The organism is Candidatus Bathyarchaeota archaeon (assembly GCA_030739585.1).
Lineage (GTDB): Archaea > Thermoproteota > Bathyarchaeia > TCS64 > TCS64.
In genome coordinates, this window is record JASLYX010000004.1 from 119,895 (window position 1) to 138,893 (window position 18,999).

14 protein-coding genes, 1 tRNA gene and 1 pseudogene are annotated in these 18,999 nt (G+C 50.1%); 9 read left to right on the top strand and 7 right to left on the bottom strand.

What is annotated here, in order from left to right:
- Positions 1-646: 646 nt before the first annotated feature.
- Positions 647-1,684 (bottom strand): ACR3 family arsenite efflux transporter, encoded by a 1,038-nt coding sequence (gene arsB, locus QGG23_05270; GenBank protein ID MDP6048837.1) that lies wholly within the window; start codon positions 1,682-1,684, stop codon positions 647-649.
- 453 nt (positions 1,685-2,137) lie between these two features.
- Here arsB and QGG23_05275 point away from each other — a divergent pair, with 453 nt between their 5' ends.
- Positions 2,138-2,911 carry a nitroreductase family protein gene (locus QGG23_05275; GenBank protein MDP6048838.1) on the top strand — a complete coding sequence of 258 codons (774 nt, stop codon included), beginning with the start codon at positions 2,138-2,140 and terminating at the stop codon, positions 2,909-2,911.
- Positions 2,912-3,012: 101 nt separating this feature from the next.
- Here the strand turns inward: QGG23_05275 and QGG23_05280 are convergent, their stop codons facing one another.
- The 3 genes from QGG23_05280 to QGG23_05290 all read right to left on the bottom strand — a co-directional run bounded on the left by QGG23_05280 (position 3,013) and on the right by QGG23_05290 (position 4,897).
- On the bottom strand, positions 3,013-3,147 hold the full coding sequence (locus QGG23_05280) for a hypothetical protein (protein MDP6048839.1): 135 nt from the start codon (positions 3,145-3,147) through the stop codon (positions 3,013-3,015).
- Positions 3,148-3,560: 413 nt separating this feature from the next.
- Positions 3,561-3,637 (bottom strand) — tRNA-Pro (locus tag QGG23_05285).
- 45 nt (positions 3,638-3,682) lie between these two features.
- Positions 3,683-4,897: a phosphoglycerate kinase gene (locus QGG23_05290; protein MDP6048840.1), complete on the bottom strand. Its 1,215-nt coding sequence runs from the start codon at positions 4,895-4,897 to the stop codon at positions 3,683-3,685.
- Between the two features lie 202 nt (positions 4,898-5,099).
- Between QGG23_05290 and QGG23_05295 the strand changes: the two genes are divergently transcribed.
- The 8 genes and pseudogenes from QGG23_05295 (at position 5,100) to QGG23_05330 (ending at position 16,290) form a co-directional block, all read left to right on the top strand.
- Entirely contained in the window at positions 5,100-6,383 is a 1,284-nt protein-coding gene (locus tag QGG23_05295; GenBank protein ID MDP6048841.1) for an MFS transporter, read from the top strand.
- Positions 6,384-6,579: 196 nt separating this feature from the next.
- Positions 6,580-7,734 carry a Xaa-Pro peptidase family protein gene (locus tag QGG23_05300; protein ID MDP6048842.1) on the top strand — a complete coding sequence of 385 codons (1,155 nt, stop codon included), beginning with the start codon at positions 6,580-6,582 and terminating at the stop codon, positions 7,732-7,734.
- Positions 7,735-7,842: 108 nt separating this feature from the next.
- Positions 7,843-8,472 carry a ribulose-phosphate 3-epimerase gene (locus tag QGG23_05305; GenBank protein ID MDP6048843.1) on the top strand — a complete coding sequence of 210 codons (630 nt, stop codon included), beginning with the start codon at positions 7,843-7,845 and terminating at the stop codon, positions 8,470-8,472.
- A 355-nt stretch (positions 8,473-8,827) separates the two neighbouring features.
- Positions 8,828-10,072: a translation initiation factor IF-2 subunit gamma gene (locus QGG23_05310; protein MDP6048844.1), complete on the top strand. Its 1,245-nt coding sequence runs from the start codon at positions 8,828-8,830 to the stop codon at positions 10,070-10,072.
- Positions 10,036-10,485, top strand: coding sequence for a hypothetical protein (locus QGG23_05315; protein MDP6048845.1), 450 nt, complete (start codon positions 10,036-10,038; stop codon positions 10,483-10,485). The genes QGG23_05310 and QGG23_05315 overlap by 37 nt, the downstream gene beginning before the upstream one ends.
- 397 nt (positions 10,486-10,882) lie before the next feature.
- Entirely contained in the window at positions 10,883-13,630 is a 2,748-nt protein-coding gene (locus tag QGG23_05320; GenBank protein MDP6048846.1) for a cation-transporting P-type ATPase, read from the top strand.
- A gap of 82 nt (positions 13,631-13,712) precedes the next feature.
- On the top strand, positions 13,713-15,719 hold the full coding sequence (locus QGG23_05325; GenBank protein ID MDP6048847.1) for a sodium-translocating pyrophosphatase: 2,007 nt from the start codon (positions 13,713-13,715) through the stop codon (positions 15,717-15,719).
- A gap of 130 nt (positions 15,720-15,849) precedes the next feature.
- Positions 15,850-16,290, top strand: a pseudogene (locus QGG23_05330) (50S ribosomal protein L15e).
- Positions 16,291-16,359: 69 nt separating this feature from the next.
- On the opposite strand, the gene QGG23_05335 reads toward QGG23_05330, so the two are convergent.
- From QGG23_05335 to QGG23_05345, 3 genes are all read right to left on the bottom strand, one after another.
- Positions 16,360-17,289 (bottom strand): hydroxyacid dehydrogenase, encoded by a 930-nt coding sequence (locus QGG23_05335; protein MDP6048848.1) that lies wholly within the window; start codon positions 17,287-17,289, stop codon positions 16,360-16,362.
- A 10-nt stretch (positions 17,290-17,299) separates the two neighbouring features.
- Positions 17,300-18,511, bottom strand: coding sequence for a redox-regulated ATPase YchF (locus QGG23_05340; GenBank protein ID MDP6048849.1), 1,212 nt, complete (start codon positions 18,509-18,511; stop codon positions 17,300-17,302).
- A gap of 113 nt (positions 18,512-18,624) precedes the next feature.
- The gene (locus QGG23_05345; protein ID MDP6048850.1) at positions 18,625-18,957 is read right to left on the bottom strand and encodes a DUF2095 family protein; all 333 of its coding nucleotides are present in this window, start codon (positions 18,955-18,957) and stop codon (positions 18,625-18,627) included.
- Between the last annotated feature and the right edge of the window lie 42 nt (positions 18,958-18,999).

Below are 18,999 nucleotides of genomic sequence, written 5' to 3' on the forward strand. Positions count from 1 at the left end.
GAATGGAACTACAAGGAATAACCATATTTCATTTACTGTATTGGTTTTAACGTCTATATAGATAATCAGAATAGTAGAAATGAGAATTTGAAGAACTCGTTTTCATTATCTAATTTTTAAGAGCCCTCATCGCTCGGTTGTTCAAGAAAAAAGATCACATGTTATTGCTAATCCTTGCTTTTTGAGTTAACGCCTCTAGTAGGAAGGTCTGTAAACGTTTCGGAGGATTCAGACGTTCTGGTGACAGTTACGGAATGGAAGGATATTCTGAGCGCTACACCTTGAAGAGAGATGTTTTTCAGTCAAACTTGAAGAATGAGGTAACCGTTCACCATACGTTCCTTTGTGTTTGTTTATATTCATAAAGAAAACGGATGATATAAACTAAAACGGAACGAAGCAAGATGGCTAGGCCAAATCCAAGGAGAACTTCGGTTAATTTCATAAAGTGTCATTCCACGATTCAATAGATCTCATAAAATGATAATCCTTAAGACTAAATTGAAAAACCAATCGTTCCCATACGGCCTCCAAAATAATCAATTAAACGTTAAATCCATATTATTAAATACATTAAAAAAATGAAGATTATTCTATTCATCAAAACAATCGGAATTATCTGTGCCTTGTGTGCGCGCCTCGGGACTTAATCTACTGCCTTCCAGAAATCTCTCACATGTAGCTTTTTACCCAGATAGACCAGTCCCAGCATAATAGGAACCTCCCAGAAAAGCCCCATTGTTGTCCCCAGCGCCGCCAGAGACTCGAGCCCATAAAGGCTGATGGCCGTCGCTATTGCAATCTCAAAATGGCTTGAGGAGCCTATGATCACGGATATGATCGCCTCAGGGTATGCCAAACCAATCAACCGGGTCATCACAAGGTTGACGCCGACCACAATAACGAAACCTAGGAGTAATGGGAGAGAGATGAGCACTAACTCTCCGGGGTTTTGGATCAGAACTTTGCCGTTTAACGAGAATAATACGATGAGGGTGGTGAGCAACGCGATCAAAGAGACTCGCGCCACAAGTGGTCTGTAGACCTCGTGGAACCAATCAGCCCCCTTGGTCCCCAAGATGTACCTCTTCGAGATGTACCCCACTATCATCGGTACCCCGATGAACACGAATACGGATACCACTAGCGCCCACCGATCAATCTGAATTTTCCTGATCCCCGTCAGGAAGGATACTATCGGCGCATATAGGAACATAATGGTTAATGTATTCAGGCTCGTATTAGTCACGTTTTGTTCCTGATTACCCTCAGCAAGATCGCCCCAAACCAGCACCATTGCGGTGCACGGACTCGAGCCTAGTAGGATCAAGGAGATGATTAGCTGATCTCGCCCTCCTAGGAAGGCATAAGCCAAGAAAGCGGTAACTAGGGGCGCTAGGATCCAGTTGGAGAAGATCGTGAAAAGGATGGGCTTAGGGTTTATCATCAACTTTCTGAGCTCAGAGAGTTGCAGGTTCAGGAGTGCCGGATACATCATTAGGAAGAGACATATGCCAATGGGAACTGAGATGCCGCCGATCTTCAAAGCGTCAATAGCTAGACTCAAGTCAGGGAACAACTGGGATAAAGCCAACCCCACCACCATGCAAATGCCTATCCAGACTGCAAGGTATCTATCGAACAATCCGAGAGCACTCCCCCTCTCTGAGCCCTCAACCATCATAAATCTCGATGGGTAGGGAAGGAACTTTATTATAGTTTATCGACATGATCGCCGCACTTAAAGGAAAAAACCCGGAAAGGGAAGAATCTGGTGATTGGGGGCGCACGCAGATTAGTCAGCTAATTTACTGAAGTAACAATCAAAGATTAGATTAAATATTTTTGAGTCTTCTCTTGTCTTTGATATACATATGTGTGTCCAAAAATGCCAAGAAGCTGCAGCTAGAAAGTTCAATATTGACATAGCCATTTAGTCGTTGCATAGTGGTGAACTTATATCCATGAGCGTTATGGAAATTATCTCTACCTTGCAAAGCGTAGAGCTTGCGAAAACAACCTGTCTAATCGCCATTTCATTGAACGGATACGCTGTCCCAGGTTCTCTACTACGTTATTTCTAAAGCCAGCAGCGCGAAGTTTTTATAAAGTCCCCCTGAGGGGGGATTCGATAGATATGAAAGCCATTGATGTAATTTTAAATCGTAAAACTATTCGAAAATTTGATGAAACCCCAATTACAGATGAAATGATAGTCAAGATCGTTGAGGCTGGCATAAGAGCACCGTCCGCTTGTTCATTGCAGACGTATTCAATTATATGGATCAAAGAGAAGGAGCGGAGGAAAAAGCTTTGGGAGTCATGTGGGAAGCAGTCTTGGATCTTAGATGCACCATTAACCCTGTGTGTTTGCTCAGATGTTAGGAAGGTTTCCAGAATGATGGGAGCTTTGGACTTTGAATCCTCCCTTGAAGAAGGTATGGGTTATCGCTGGAAGCTTTTTTCACTCATAGATGCTGCGCTGGTAGCCCAAAATATGGTGATTGCTTCAGAGTCCTTTGGGCTGGGCTCAGTATATATCGGTGGCGCAATGGCTAACCGAAAAGTTATCGAGGCCTTGAACCTCCCAAGAGGTGTACTTCCGATTAGTCTTCTTTGTATTGGATATCCCTCTGAAAACCCTCCCCTCAGGCCTAGGCATCCACTTGAAAACATCTTGTTTATCGACAAATATAGGGATCTCACAATCAAGGAGCTCGAGAACTCCATTAGATGCATGACCGAAAAGCTGGTGAAAGAACAATATTACGTTAACTATGAAATGGGAGACAGAAACTATACGTGGATTGACAATGTGAAATCAAAAATGGTTCCAGATAGAAAATCAGAGGAAAGATTGATAAAGCTACTGAAACAGGCTGGATTCACATTCAGTGAGTCCATCCCTTGATCCGTTTTTATATGCGGTTCGCGCACCTCTGGTACTTCTTTTCTTGTTCAAGTTGTGAACCAGAGTACGAAGGTCCCGCTCCTCCGCCTCACCTAATGGGTTTAGGCATCAACGCGCGCAAGAAGCTTCTCGCGCACTACAAAGTCTTCGTAGTTAATCGTCAGTTCTACGACATCCACTTTATCTGAACTGAAGCCAGTAATTCCCAGAATCTGCTTTCTAAGAGTCTCCTTCAAATCCTCAACCTCCTTCGTTCCAGTGGTCTAGAAGTAACATTAGCTCACTCTGAAGACTTTTCTCTTGTCCTTAATAATAGACTCAGGAAGTCTTTCCTTGTTGGTTATGTTCCTCGCCTTGATATCTTTCATGTGGTCTATGAATAACTATCAATAGACATGAGATATGTTGCTCTTCACCTTTGGGAAGCGTGCGTCGAAATAAGCCCTCAACACATAGTGACGCGCATATGGAGCTTCAATGCCTCCCTGATCTCCTTGGTCACGGATTTTCTTGTGATATAATCATTATTCGAAGAGTTGACTCTATAGTCCACCATCTCCTACCGCAGATAAACGTCTAGGACTGGACTTTGGGGTTCGATAGCGCCTCCCTCGACCATATGGATCTCAATGGACTCGCGTGCTGACAATGGTGGGGTCGCCCGGATTTGAACCGGGGATCACGCGGACCCAAACCGCGTATCGTGCCAAGCTTGACCACGACCCCGCGACATTCTGGATAGGCGCTAAGCAATTTAATGATATCGAACAGCTAACCATAGCGCTGCTTGGACCTCTCAAGGGACTCCACTATTGGCATCAAACTCCCTGCCAACAGATTAAGCATCGCCCCTCCCCCTGTGCTCACGTGGCTCATCTGAGAGCCCAGATCCATCATCGCGACCAAAACCCCTAGGTGTCCGCCCCCGACTAAGGTGAATCCCTCACACTCAGCCATTGCGCGAAGAATCTCCTTTGTCCCAGTATTGAAATTACGCCTCTCAAACATTCCCATGGGTCCCTCAGCCACCACTGTCTCCGCCCTCTTTATCAGATCGCAGAAACTAGCCATGGTGTTAAGCCCAATATCAAAAATATTCCGCTCATTCATCACGGAGTCAGCGTGGATCTCAACCCGCTCACCCCCCACGTCTAGAGCCACGTCTATAGGGATCTCTATCTGATCCTTATAATCTTCCAGTAATTTTTTCGCTTCTTCTACGAGAACCCTCTCTGCAATAGGCAGTGCCTCCACCTCTTCCTGAGGACGTTTTTCGGCCATATGAAAAGTCTCCCTCACTAAGCCACCCACCATGACCCGATCTGCGATCCCCTCTCCCAACACCCTCTTTATCACTGGGAGCCGGTCCTCCACTTTCACCCCGCCTAAAACGAAGACGCATGGCCTATCAGGATCCACTAGTACCTGGTCCATTGCTTTGAGCTCACTCTCCATGAGCCTCCCTGCAGCCATCGGCATCACTTCCGCGAACCCCACTAGACTAGGCTGGCTTCGATGGGCTGCTGCGAATGCGTCATTCACAACTAGATCGAAATGAGGGGCAAGAGTCTTAACAAACTCAGTCTCAATATGCTTCGCAGGGGATGCCTGAACGTTCTCCTCCGGAATAGACCTGAGATTATCCAGGACTAGGACTCCGCCGGGTCTCAGCGCCTCGATAGCAGTTACTGCTTCCTCTCCCATAACGTCTCCTACATAGGTGACCTTAGCTCCCAGATACATTTGGAGAACCCTGGCGTGGAGCTCTAGTGACGTAAAGTCATATTTTCCAGGTCTGCTCTGATGGGCTCCAAGTACAACTCGAGCGTTTTCCAGATCTTTCAAGGTTTCCAACGTAGCCTTGATTCGGGAGGCGTCGAGGATCCGCTTGGAGACTGGATCCAGAGGCGAGTTTATGTCAACCCTCAGGAACACAGTTTTCCCTGAGACGTCGATATCATCCAGCGTCAGGAAGTTAAAGGGCAAAATCTCACACTAGTCTCCCGATACATACAAAAGAAGATATAAATATTCCGAGCAACCAAAATCATTGGAAAAATAGAGGTTGATCAACTTCTTCAATTGGACGTTGAAGTTGCAAGTGAAACACCCGGGGTTATAAGAGACGCCTCCATGAAAACTCCTTAATAGAACAACCCTTCAACTAGAAGGACTACGAGGTTGGCAATTGAGATCCATACGAGAGGTTATGAAGGGAAACCTTCTCGTGTTTACCATCGGGGACGCTATAAGACAACTCTCCATGTTTATCACATTTCCCTACTTCAGTCTCTACGTAATTGCCCTCGGGGGGAGCCCAGCGCACATTGGGATCGTGAACAGCCTTCGCCCTATCCTCAGCCTGTTTATTTACCCCATCGCTGGATACCTCTCAGACCGTTATAATAGGGTCCGGGTCCTCACCACTACGAGTTACCTTACCGCTGTTCTCTGGCTCGTTTTCCTGTTCGCCCCAGATTGGAGGGTTCTAGCTATTGGAAACTTCTTCATGGGTGCGGTGACCTTTTACTTCCCCGCTGCAAACTCCCTCATGGCCGACTCCATCCCAGAGGACCGCCGTGGAACTGGCTACTCCCTATGGTACGGTATCCCTGGGGCCATCGGAGTCTTCTCTCCGTTTATAGGTGGGTATTTGGTCACTACATGGGGGGTAATACGTGGTATGCGATTCCTTTACGCCCTCACGTTCATGACTTCCATAGGGATCGCCACCATGAACCTCAGGTTCCTCAAGGACAACTCATCCAAGCAAGAAGGAACAGGGGGAGAGAGCATTCGGAGAATAGTGATAAACTCATATAGGGACGTTGTTGCGGTGCTCCGCTGGTTCCCTCGGAACCTCAGGTACTATTCCGCCGTCCTGGCTATTAGCTTCTTTTGCAACAATCTGGTCGGCTCCTATTGGGTTATCTACGCCATAGATGTGATTGGTCTCGAAAAACTCCAGTGGGGCACGGTCCTTCTAATGACCTCTGTCGTCAACGTCTCTCTCCTTTACCCCGCTGGCATAATAGTTGATAGGATCGGGGCTAGGAGAGTCTTGACCCTCGCCCTCTTAGCCTCCTCGATTTCCCTCTTCCTTTTCCCCTTCAGCCGGGGATTTTGGGATGTCGCCCTTATTGTCGTCTTGGGGAGCACAGTCAGCGCATTCCTTAATATCGGCGCGCCAGCCTATATGGCTGAGTCAGTCCCCAAAAAAATGAGGGGGCGAGTTATGGCGGCGATCGGCCAAGGAGGGCTGTTCATCAACATGAGAGGCGGGGGCGGTGGTGGACCCGCAATGGGGGCGATCCTCACAATCCCCGCAATACTGGGGTCCCTCCTAGGAGGATTCATCTATCAGGTTTCCCCCCAGCTTCCATGGTTCTTCATGGGGACCGCTATGATCGTCTGCGCTATGATAACAGCATTCTTCATGAACCCGCTGAAAGCAAATTTAGCTACTGATTAGAGAGCTTTTTCGAGCAGCTCTGATAAAGTCCATGAAATCAGAACTAGGAGTCCCCCTCCTTTGTTGCTAACCTCAAAGTTATCAAGCAGGAAAGACACGCGCGTTTCTGTTTTCGTCCTTGAGTTTTATGAGCTTGACGCGCGCTAGTTAGAGATTTTGATCTCATTTAGGGGCACAGAAGATCAGATATATTGAATTGGTCTATATCTGCCCAGTAGAGATGAATCTCAAAGAGTCGCTGAAGAGGAGAATCAACTCCATCCTAGATGAGGTGGAGAGGCGGGGATTCGAGGCTGCTGTCTTCATGAATGAGGTCATCGGCCTCAATCCGTCTAACTTTGTCTATGCATCGGGGCCATGGGGTTTCGGGGATGAACATAACACCATTGTCTTTGACATTCACGGGGGATCCACAGTGGTTGTTCCTCACTGGGGAGCAAAACAGATGACGGATAGCGGACGATACGGGAAGGTCATAGCGATCAAGCAGGAGAAAGGACACCAACTGAGAGCGACGAAGCAAGCCCTCGATGACTACGATCCCAGCAAGATATGTTTCGACCTCTCCACATTGAGCGCTCAGCTTTCCCTCCGGCTTTCAAAAGATCTCGGCGTCACCCTCAACGAGCAAGTTGATATATCTGACCACGTCTTTAAGATGAGGTCCATCAAGGATAGCTATGAGATTCGAGAGATAAGGGATGCGATTGGCATCACAGAGGATGCCGTCTTGGAGATGGTAGAGGCCTCAAAGCCTGGGACCCATACGAGGGATCTCAAAAAGATATTGGACACCGGAATGATTGAACGAGGGGCTATCGAGTTCAGCTTCTGGTCGAACGTAGGCTTCGGGAATGGCCCGAGGCACCCAGAGAGGATTGTGAAGCACGAGGACATCTTGGTAACCGATGTAGGGTGCCGTGTCCCCTCAGGATACTGCAGTGACATGGGACGCACATGGCCCATGGACCTTACGCCGGTCGTGAAGGATTGGTTGGACCGGATACTTATGGCCCATGAAGAGTCATTCGCGAATATCAAAGCCGGGACCACAGGGAATACAGTTCTCAGAAAGGCCTCAGAAATCAACCAGGAACACGGCCTCGAGCCCCTTTTGCGATGCGGTCATCAGATAGGGCTCGATGTACATGATTACACCATGCCGTACGCCCCGAACTTTGGACCCATTGAGACGGACAACCAGCTCCTCAAGCCAGGGATGACCCTTACCTTTGAGCCTCAACATAAGGATTCAGAGCTTGGGTTCCAGAGCCACATAGAAGACATCGTACTAGTCACTAAGGGCGAGCCTATGCGTCTCAACAAGCTGCCATGGGATTTGACTTGGTGAGCTTTCGCGCGCTCAGCTATTTGTGACCACGGGATCTCTCTGCTAGGACCCTCTTTTTATCTTTCAACCCATTATTCCTTATCATTACAGGCCTGAGACGTCATAAAGATGGAAAATCGAATAGTGCCAACGGTTATAGTAAAAACTCAGAATGAGCTCGATAAGATGCTCGCCCGGCTGAACGGGAAAGTTCTCAGAGTGATGCTTGACATCATGGACGGCAGGTTTGTGACTAACACTTCGCTGGATTTCGACTTTCAGCTGCCGTCAAGCTTCAAGTATGAGGTTCATCTCATGGTTGAGAATCCTTCAGCGTACGTGGAAAAGTTGGCTGGTCGCGTGGATTGGGCAATGATTCACATTGAGACATTGGAAAATCCTGAGACTGATATTCTATATTTCAAGGAGAATGGATTCAAGGTCTCCCTGGCAGTCAACCCAGGAACACCCCTTGAGGCGCTCCTGCCTTATCTAGACCTATTGGATGGAGTCCTTTTCCTCACAGTTAATCCAGGCAAACACGGGGCGGAGTTTAGGCCTGAGGCCCTGGAAAAGATTAGGCGGTTGAGAGCATTGGGAGTGACGTTACCGTTCGAGGCGGACGGGGGGGTCAATCCGGGCACAATTCAAGAGATCAAGAATGCCGGGGTAGATTTTTTTGCTTGTGGTTCCTATCTTATGAAGTTCGAAGATGTAGCCGAGGGGCTACAGTTGTTGAGAGAGGCTCTCGGGGACTAGGATCATTTTTCGCGTTGATGAATTTATCCATGGTGTTCCGTGCCTCCTCTTCTCTGTCGTACGCGTTGTTCTTGATTGGATTTAAAAGAAAAAACTTCTTCAATATTCGCGCGCTACAACGCGCAGTTCCCGTTACTCCGGATCGCCTCTATGAGAGGTTCTCATTTCTTTGGGGACTCGTTCTTGTCGGGAGCGAAGATTCTAGCTTTGTTCTTGATAACTCTTTAAGACACTTTTGGAGCTATTGAAGGTGGAGGACGCGCTGTTTTAAGGGGCTCCGAACAGTCTCAAGGAGCAATTCATAAACGTTTATAGGAACAACCCACCCAAGTACTTTGACTGTTCAAAGGGGAGAATTAAGATTCATAGACTTCAAAGCCAACCGGAGATAAATATCGGCACCATAGGCCATGTCGATCATGGTAAGACCACCCTGGTCCAGGCACTCACCGGTGTATGGGCTTCCCGACATAGTGAGGAGCTGAGAAGGGGGATTACAATCAAACTTGGGTACGCCGACGCAGCTGTCTACAAATGCCCAAGCTGTAACGAGCCTCAAGGTTACTGTACATCTCCATTGTGCCCTCACTGCGGAAACACAGCAGAGTTCCAGAGGGCTTTCAGTTTTGTGGATGCCCCAGGCCATGAGATCCTCATGGCTACGATGCTCAGCGGAGCAGCCGTCATGGATGGAGCCATATTGGTCATCGCAGCCGATGAGCGTTGCCCCCAGCCCCAGACCAGAGAGCACCTCGCAGCCATTGATATCGTTGACCTCAAAAACATAATCATAGTCCAAAATAAAATCGATATAGTAACTCGGGATGACGCGATCCGGCACTATAACGATATCCAAAAGTTCGTAGAAGGCTCAATAGCTGAGAATGCCCCTATAATCCCAGTCTCCGCCCAGCATGAGGTCAACATGGACCTCCTTCTCCAAGCTATGGAAGAGCACCTAAAGACCCCCGAGAGGACCACCACTGAGTCATCCAGGATGTACATTGTTAGGAGCTTCGATGTCAACGTCCCCGGTACTTCCATCGATAATTTAAAGGGCGGCGTAGTGGGGGGGTCCATAATCCAGGGGTGCTTTGAGGCCGGTGAACAGGTCGAGATCAGACCAGGCCTCCCTGTCCGAGAGAAGAACAGGATCAAGATGAGGGAGCTTTTTACAGAGATCACGAGCCTTCACTCAGGGAACACAACGGTGAAGCAGGCCATCCCAGGGGGACTTGTAGGAGTAGGCACACTCCTCGACCCCTCCCTCACAAAGTCCGACGGTCTCGTGGGGAGCCTTATAGGTAAGCCAGGGACGCTTCCCCCCGTTATTAGGGAGATAAGCCTCGACATCCGGTTATTCGAGAACATTATTGGGAGCCGGGAGATGGGAAAAGTGGTCTCGGTCGCCAAGGGAGAGAAGCTCCTTTTAAATCTAGGGACTGCGAAGACAATGGGGAATGTCACTAAGGTGGCCAAAGACTACCTAGAGGCGACACTGACCATCCCTGTCTGCGGTGAAGCCGGGGATCGGGTGGCCCTCAGCAGGAGGATAGGCAGCAGATGGCGGCTGATAGGTGTAGGCATACTAAAGGGGTAGACCTGGATAGGCACCAAGTCTCGGTGCTCCTCGACTCAAACTTTCTGTTTATACCACTAAAATTTGGCGTGGACATTTTCGAAGAACTAAGACGTGTCCTGGGGGAAAATACAAGGTGCCTTGTAACACTCCCGATCCTCGAAGAACTTGACCTAGTGGGGCAGGGGGCTAAACCGGGTTTTCTAAAGGAGATCGGCTTTGCAAGAAAAATGGCGGATAAATGCGAGGTATTCAAAGACTCCTTAAGGGGCGGGGAGACCGTAGATCAATCGCTAGTAAGGGTTGCGATAGAGCAAGGATTCAACGTCGCAACCAATGACTCTGAACTTAGAAAGACACTTAAGAAAGAGGGTGTGTCAGTGGTCTTCCTCCGTCAAAGGGCGTTCCTCGAGCTTGAGGGAAGTATTCGATAGCTAACTATTCAAGCGCGTTACCATCATTCATACATAATCAAACAAAATAAACGGTAGCCATTGTTGGGGATTAATTGATGATTATAGGACTAAAGGTCACGATCCTCTTCGGTTGCTATATCATCATTAATTTCAGCACCTACTGTAGTCTCCAGAGTCGCCTTAGAGAGAAGCACCTGAAAGAGAACGATTAACCGGCGATCTCTGAGTTTTCTTGACGGAAGGGACCAGCGAGGTGTTTACCCGATCCTTCCTCTTCAGGTATGATCTAGAAGTATTCGGTTTAAAACAAGCTTAGCTAACACATTTCCAACCAAAAGAATCTTTAAATTTGACAGCGAGTTCACCTTGAGGCAATAGCAGCCCTAGGCAAGCCTTTGGTACTTTGGTGAAACGTTTGGAAAAGTTGGATTGGCATTCTGAAGATATTGACTCAGTCATTGAACATCTTGGGTCTTCTAGAAGCGGCCTAAACGAGGAAGAGGCATCGAGAAGGCTTGGGATATTCGGGCCGAACGAGCTTAAAGAAGAGAAGAAGACGACAGCCCTCAAGCTCCTCATGGGGCAGTTCAAGAGCGTCCTCGTGATCATCCTCATTATCTCCGCGCTGGTCTCAGCATACATCTCATTTAAGGAAGGAGAGGCGTTCACAGACACGTACGTCATCCTCATCATCGTGATCATGAACGCGATCCTGGGATTCGTCCAGGAGTACCGCGCAGAGAAGGCCGTCGAGGCTCTCAAGAGGATGATATCCCCAAAAGTCCTCGTCTTGAGAGACAGGAAGGAGGCCTCGATCGACTCTAAGAATCTGGTCCCAGGAGACATTATAATCCTTGAAGCGGGTAGCAGGGTCCCTGCGGACTCGAGACTGATTGAAGCAGCCAACCTCCAGGTGGACGAAGCTGCATTGACAGGAGAGTCGACACCGGTTACGAAGAACCTAAGGGTTCTGAGCACCGAAGCCAGCATCGGTGACAGGAAAAACACAGTCTTCACAGGCACAGTCATCACTGGGGGGAGGGCAATCGCGGTGGTCACCGAGACGGGAATGATGACAGAGTTTGGTAAGATTGCGGGGATGGTTCAGTCGGTGGTGGTCGAGGAGCCACCATTGAAGCAGAAGATGGAGAAAATGGGACGTCAGCTAGGCGCGATCTCCGTGATCCTGACCATCTGGGTCTTCCTCATCGGCGTTTTCGTCCACCAGCACGAGCTGGAGAAAATGTTCATGATGGCGGTAAGCCTCGCGGTCTCCGCCATCCCCGAGGGTCTCCCTGCGGTACTCACGATCACATTGGCACTGGGAGTCTCGAGAATGGCGAGGCAGAAATCCATCGTCAGGAAACTTGCCTCAGTGGAGACCTTGGGGAGCACTACTGTAATCTGTTCCGATAAAACTGGCACCCTAACGAAGAACGAGATGACGGTAAAGCAGCTTTCCTATGGTGACAATATCATCGACATTTCGGGATCCGGGTACGAACCAACTGGCGAGTTCACAATGTACAGCGAGCCCGTCGACCCCTTCGGTGACTCCGACCGAGAGCTCCTGATGAGAATCGGGTTCTTGAACAACGACTCCCATCTCCAGCAGAACGAGGGAAACTGGGTGGTCTTCGGAGATCCCACAGAGGGCGCTTTAACCGTGCTGGGCGTGAAGGCGGGTCTTGGCGATAAGACAAAGGAAACCTACCCCAGAGTGGCAGAGTTCCCCTTCGATTCCACTCGGAAGATGATGACTACGATACACGATGGGCCAGAAGGGGGCAGGGTCGCCTATGTGAAAGGCGCTCCTGAGATCATTCTCGAGAAATGTACATCAATAATAGACAAGGGAACCGTCCGGCCTATCAACGAGCAGGATAGGGAACAAGTTCTGTTCACCATGCAGGGATTGGCGAGCGACGCTTTGAGGGTGCTGGCTATGTCCTACAAGGAGGTCTCCGTAGCTGAAGAGTATGAGATTGAGGAGATCGAGTCAGGTCTTACAATAGTCGGCCTCGTCGGGATGATCGATCCTGCAAGAGAGGAAGTTCCTGAGGCCATCAAAGTCACCCATCAAGCAGGGATAAAAACTGTGATGGTGACGGGGGACCACAGGCTTACCGCCGTCGCTATTGCGAAAGAGATTGGAATGTTGAAAGAGGAGGGCCCCGGCTCCGTGATGACCGGAGAGGAGCTGGAGGACATCGACAACGACAGGCTCGACGAGATCATCGAGGATGTCAACGTCTTCGCTAGGGTCTCTCCCGAGCACAAGATGCGCATCGCATTGTCCCTGAAAAGGAACGGTCATATCGTGGCCATGACGGGAGACGGCGTCAATGACGCCCCAGCATTGAAGGCGGCGGACATTGGGATCGCAATGGGGATCAAGGGAACAGACGTCACCAAAGAAGCATCTGACATGATCCTCGAGGATGACAACTTCGCCACCATCGTGAAGGCCATCCAAGGAGGGCGACACATCTATGACAACGTCACAAAGTACATCCGTCTGATGCTTGCCGCCAACTTCGACGAGTTCATCGAGATCACGATTGTGACCCTCCTAGGCCTGCCTCTGCCGTTCCTACCGATTCATGTACTCTGGGTCAATCTTGTAACCGACGGCCTACCCGCCATTGCGTTGAGCATTGATCCACCTGATCCCGACCTGATGAAGTATCCGCCTCGGGACCCGAATGAGGGGATGCTCACGAGGTTCTGGCGGTTTATCATTTTCGCGGCGCTCGTGGATTTCATCTCTGACTTTATTCCGTTTATGTGGGCGTTCAGCACAACGTGGATAGCGACCGGCGATTACGAGCTCGCAGCCACAACTGCCAGGACTATAGCGTTCACCAGCATCGTCTTCTTCGAGTTCCTCCTTTCCTACCAGTGCCGGTCAGAGACTCACCACATCTTCAGCCTAGGATGGAAGGGGTGGACGGAGAACAAAATGCTATTCCTCGCTATAGTGGTCTCCCTGGCGATGCAGATGGCGATCCTGTATATTCCTGCTCTCAACCCGATCTTCAAAGTCGTTCCTCTGACGGGTTTCCAGCTCTTCGTCTGCGTCATAGGATCCCTCACAGCGTTCCTGATAATACCGGGCAAACTGATACCGAGGCGTAGATACGTCTCTCACAGGAAAGTTTGAAAGGCGCTGTCTTTCCCCTATACTTTTATATTATCTCGTAAATGAGATTGGGTAGTTTCATATCTGAGAATTAGAAGGGTTTATGTTGGTTTCGTTTGATCCATGGTTAATCGCGCCCGTCGCATCAGTGTTCTCAATCGGGCTTGGACTCTTTCTTTTCCAGTACGTCAACAACAAGGACGCTGGGACGGACAGAATGAAAGAGATCGCTGGTTGGATCCAGGAGGGATCGCGGGCATTCATCAAGACGGAGTATAAGTACCTTGGGATATTCGTGGCAGTCATGACCGTCGCGCTCTCAGCGTTCCTAGGCGTAAAGATCGGCATCACATACGTCTTCGGTACGGTCTTGTCAGCCTTGGCTGGAGTGATCGGATTGGAGATAGCGGTGAAGGCTAACGTCAGGACAGCCAACGCAGCCCGGAAGGGGGGTCTCTCAGCGGCATTCCCCATCGCATTCAGAGGCGGGGCGGTCATGGGCCTCATGGTGGTCGGGCTTGCTCTCGCGGGTATCAGCATCGTCTACTGGATCACGGGAGATCCTGATATCCTCCTCGGGATGAGCATAGGGGCAAGCACTCTCACTCTTTTCATGAAAGCAGGGGGAGGCATTTTCACTAAGACAGCGGACATCGCCGCCGACCTCGTGGGCAAGATTGAGCTCGGTATCCCAGAGGACGACCCGAGGAACCCCGCTGTCATCGCGGACAACGTGGGAGATAACGTCGGGGACTGCGCAGGTTCCGGCGCCGACCTGTTCGACTCATACATTGCGGCGATTATGGCCGCAATGATCCTGGGAGCTTCATCTCAGATTCCGTATCTCGTGACATTGCCCCTCGTCTTCGCAGGACTCGGGATCATCGCGTCAATCATAGGAATATTACTGGTCAGGGTCGGGAAGGAGGGAGCAGACCCCGGGAAGTCCCTAAACATGGGAACATACACCACGACACTCGTATTCGGAGTCCTCACCTATGCGGTCACTATGTACCTAGGATATGACATCAAGATATGGTACGCCAATATTGCTGGCCTCCTAGCGGGCATAGTTATCGGCATGACTTCCGACTATTATACCTCAATCAACAGGTCCCCAGCCATCAAAACGGCCGAGGCATCCCAGACGGGGGCCGCCATCAGCATACTCACAGGCTTCTCCTATGGTCTCATCAGCTGTTTCCCCGCCCTCCTGGGGATAGGCATCGGGGCCGCCATCTCCTTCTCCCTCTACGGGGTCTACGGGATCGGAATCGCCGCAGTCGGGATGCTCTCCATAGCGGGGATCATCATCGCCGGAGACGCCTATGGACCCATAGGGGATAACGCCAAGGGTATCGCCGAGATGGCTGAGCTTGGGGACGACATCGTAGACATAACGGATGAGATCGACGCCGCGGGGAACACAACCAAGGCAATCACAAAGGGCTTCGCGATAGGGGCCGCAGGACTCACGGCACTAGCTCTACTTGCTTCATTCCAGGAAATCGTGATGAGCATAACGGGAGAGCCCATAGTCTTCAATCTAATGAATCCTCTAGTGATGATGGGAATATTCATCGGGATGTCGATTCCAGTCATATTCTCCGCAATGATCATCCTAGGTGTCTCCAAGAACGCCTTCAGGATGATCGAGGAGATCCGTCGCCAGTTCAGGGAGATCCCGGGGCTCATAGAGGGCACCGGGAAGCCCGACTATAATTCCTGCATTAACATCGCCACAGTGGGAGCCCTCCAAGAGCTCCTGCCCCTCATAGTCTTCAGCATAGTCAGCACGTTGGTCCTCGGCTTCGTCGGAGGGATCCACGCCCTCGGAGGATACCTCAGCGGCGCCATTTTCAGCGGATTCTTCCTGGCCATCCTTATGGCCAACGCGGGAGGCCTCTGGGACAACGCTAAGAAATACGTTGAGTCTGGTAACTTTGGGGGAAAAGGCTCAGACGCCCATAAGGCGGCAGTTATTGGAGATACCGTGGGCGACCCCTTCAAGGATACCGCTGGGCCATCGCTAAACACACTCGTCACGGTAATGAGCCAGATCGCGTCCCTATTCGCTCCCCTTATTGTTGTATACGCGCTTCTAGGGTAGCACCCAACGCCTATCCATTTTTCTAACTATTTAGTTCACAGGAAAACCGTTAGGATAGGAGAAAGCCATCAACGTTTATATTAACGAAGCCTGTTCTGTTCAGTAGTTTCGCTCAGTGAGGATAATCAGAATGTACAGCCACCTCCAGAAGGCATGGAAAAAGCCTAGCCAGAGCTATATTAAAGACCTGATGCGGCAACGAGTTATCATCTGGCGCCGTCAACCGGTCATAGTGAGGATCGACAAGCCAACAAGGATAGACCGGGCCAGGCGCCTCGGATACAAAGCAAAAAAGGGTTTTGTCATGGTCCGAGTAAGGGTACGTAGAGGTGGACGGCGTAAACCAAGACCCAAGATGGGGAGGCGTCCGAAGCGAATGGGCGTCAAAAAATACACCCCGGCGAAGAGCATTAAACTGATAGGTGAGGAAAGGGTAGCCAGGAAGTATCCCAACCTCGAGGTCCTTAACTCGTACTGGGTTTGGGAGGACGGGATCTCTAAGTGGTTTGAGGTAATTCTTGTCGATCCAAACAGCCCGTCGATAATATCGGATAAGAACGTTGGTTGGATCAACGGGAACCGGAATTAATCCAAGAAAATATTCTCATTATCACATCACCCATAAAGAGCCAGGGGGCTTCTAATCTTGGCCGAGTATCTTGATCAGCTTCTCTGCTACGATGATGCTGTTTGTTCTTTGAGCCTCGACCGTTGCCGCCCCAATATGGGGCAGACTCACCACGTTGGATAACCCTATGAGGGATTGGTCCCGGGGGGGCTCCTCTTCGTAGACATCAAGAGCGACTCCCGCCAGCTTACCAGTCAGCAACGCCTCTTTCAGAGCCTCCTCATTGATGACACCTCCTCGGGCGGCATTGATTAGGTAAACGCCGTCCTTCATCGTGCTTATCTCATCGGCACCGATCATGTATTTGGTCTGGGGGAGTAACGGGACATGTACAGTAATAAAGTCTGATGACCTGAGGAGTTCATCTAAGGTTACGGCCTCCGCCCCAGCTTCATCAATGGACTGCATAACTTTCTCGAAGGAGACGTCGTATACCAGTACACTTAGTTCCAAGGCCCTCGCCTTTTTCGCGATCTGGTTTCCTATACGCCCGAATCCAATGATTCCGATGGTCTTACCTTTCAGCTCTATCCCGGTAAGCCTTCCCTTGATCCACTCCCCCTTCTTCATGCTGGCATCAGCTTCAGGAATTCTCCTAGCGAGACTGAACATCAGCCCCATCACAAGCTCAGCTACTGCGTTGCTTGGACCCTCCGGGGAGTTAACCACAATGATTTCGAGTCGCTTGGCAGCAACCAAGTCGATATTGTCAAGGCCTACTCCAGCCCTGCCTATGACCTTAAGCCTCTTCCCCGCCTCTAGGACACACCTAGTTACTTTAGTCCGGCTCCTGACTACGAGGGCATCGAAGCCTCCAACAACCTCGATTAACTTTGAGGCTGTGATTGCGGTCCTGAGATCGACTATATAACCGGCTTCCATGAGGACCTTGACCCCGTCGTCGTGTATCTGGTCGCAAACTAGAATCACGGGTCCACCCATTGGCCCTTGCCTACCTCCTAGATTTCGCCGCGACGATCTGGATGATGTCATCTTTATTTAGGGCGTGACCTTCGCCCATCCTCTTTTTGGTCCTCGCGTTAATAGCAAAAATAAAACTCTCCCCGAGATCCGTGTGGATAAGGGATGCAAACTGCTTCGTTGTAGTACCCCGGGAAACTAGGAAGCAGTCGGGGAGAACCCTCCCCTGGTGATCGGTGAGCTTGTCTGAGTCTTCTACGGGGTAGATGGGTATCATATCTAAGAGTGTGAAAAAGGCGGAGTTGATGACCTCTTGGACGCCAGTAGAACCCCAATTATCAAGAACTCTCTCGCGGATAAGCTGCAAACCCTTCGTCTGGCCTCCTGAAAGTTTCTCCGGATTAGGGATCTCAAAGTCGCCGTCCCCGGGGGTGTAGTTTATGAGGCCCGCAGCGGTCGCTCTCCTGAGGGAAAGCTCGGCCTCCGCACAGGTGGGAATGACATGATAACCAGCATCTCTGAGAGACTGCACGTTTTCCTCAGCTGGCCCCTTATCTGCCTTGTTTGCTGCCACGATAAGGGGCTTCGAGGCCTTCCTGAGACCTGAGGCGAATGCGGTAATTTCGTTGTGGCTCCAACTCAAAGCGTCATTAGCATTTAGCCCCCGTTCCTCCACGGCCTTCGCGATGTGAAACCTGTTCATCCCTAGGCCAGTGAGTTTTTCCTCTAGATGGCGCCCGATCTCCTCTCGAGCAGCCTGAGCAGTCCTCGCTACCCTCTCCCAGTCTTTCCTAAGGATCCTCGTGAGCCAGAGGTCGAACTCCGCCTCAAGCATCCGCACATCCTCGATGGGGTCGTGGGTACCCGGAAGAATCGATTGGCCGTTATCGTCCGTCTCCCCAGCTGCATCCACAACCACTATGAGGGCATCAGCCCTCCTCACCTCATCGAGGAACTGGTTCCCCAGTCCCTTGCCCTGATGAGCTCCCCTGATAAGACCCGGGCAGTCGATGAGATCGACGGGTATAAGGCGGACCCCGTCGACGCAAGCGGAGTTAACCGGCTCGTCCTTGACTCCGAACTCATTGCATACACATGGCGAATGGAGGTATCCGACCCCCTTATTGGCCTTGATGGTAGTGAATGGGAAGCCTGCGATATCCACTGCCTTCAGGGTAGCAGCTGCAAAGAACGTGCTCTTGCCGACATTCGCCTTACCAACAAGCCCAACGATACCAGCCAACTGAATCAACTAAATAATGGAGCCTGGGGCTTAAACCTCTTGTCCTAAGATCTCAATTCGCCCGGTTCCTGACTGTTAAAAAATATCTTTTGACGTAAACCTAAGAAATCTATTCAGCGGGTGTTTCTGTGATAAAATCCCTTCTGTTTATACTTGCCAAAACTCCTAATGCCTTTCTCTTCTAGTTGTATTACAAGCTTCTCCGCAATCTCTGGGGAGACCTTTCCTTGTTTTGACATGTAATCAATGATCTGGGTCACCTGCTCGGGGATTTTACAACGGCGAATGAAATCGATGATATCGGGATCGTATCCTTCCCATTTTCGATTCACTTGGGGGAATCTTTTCGGTCCGATCGGTTCATTCTTTTGATCTGCTACGCTCTTCCCGTTCACGAGCTCATAGGCAAGGTGAGGAAAGAGCTCCCTGAACTTCTTCTTTTCCATTGGTTTCACTGAGAAAGTGGAATGAGGCAATATAAATTTGAT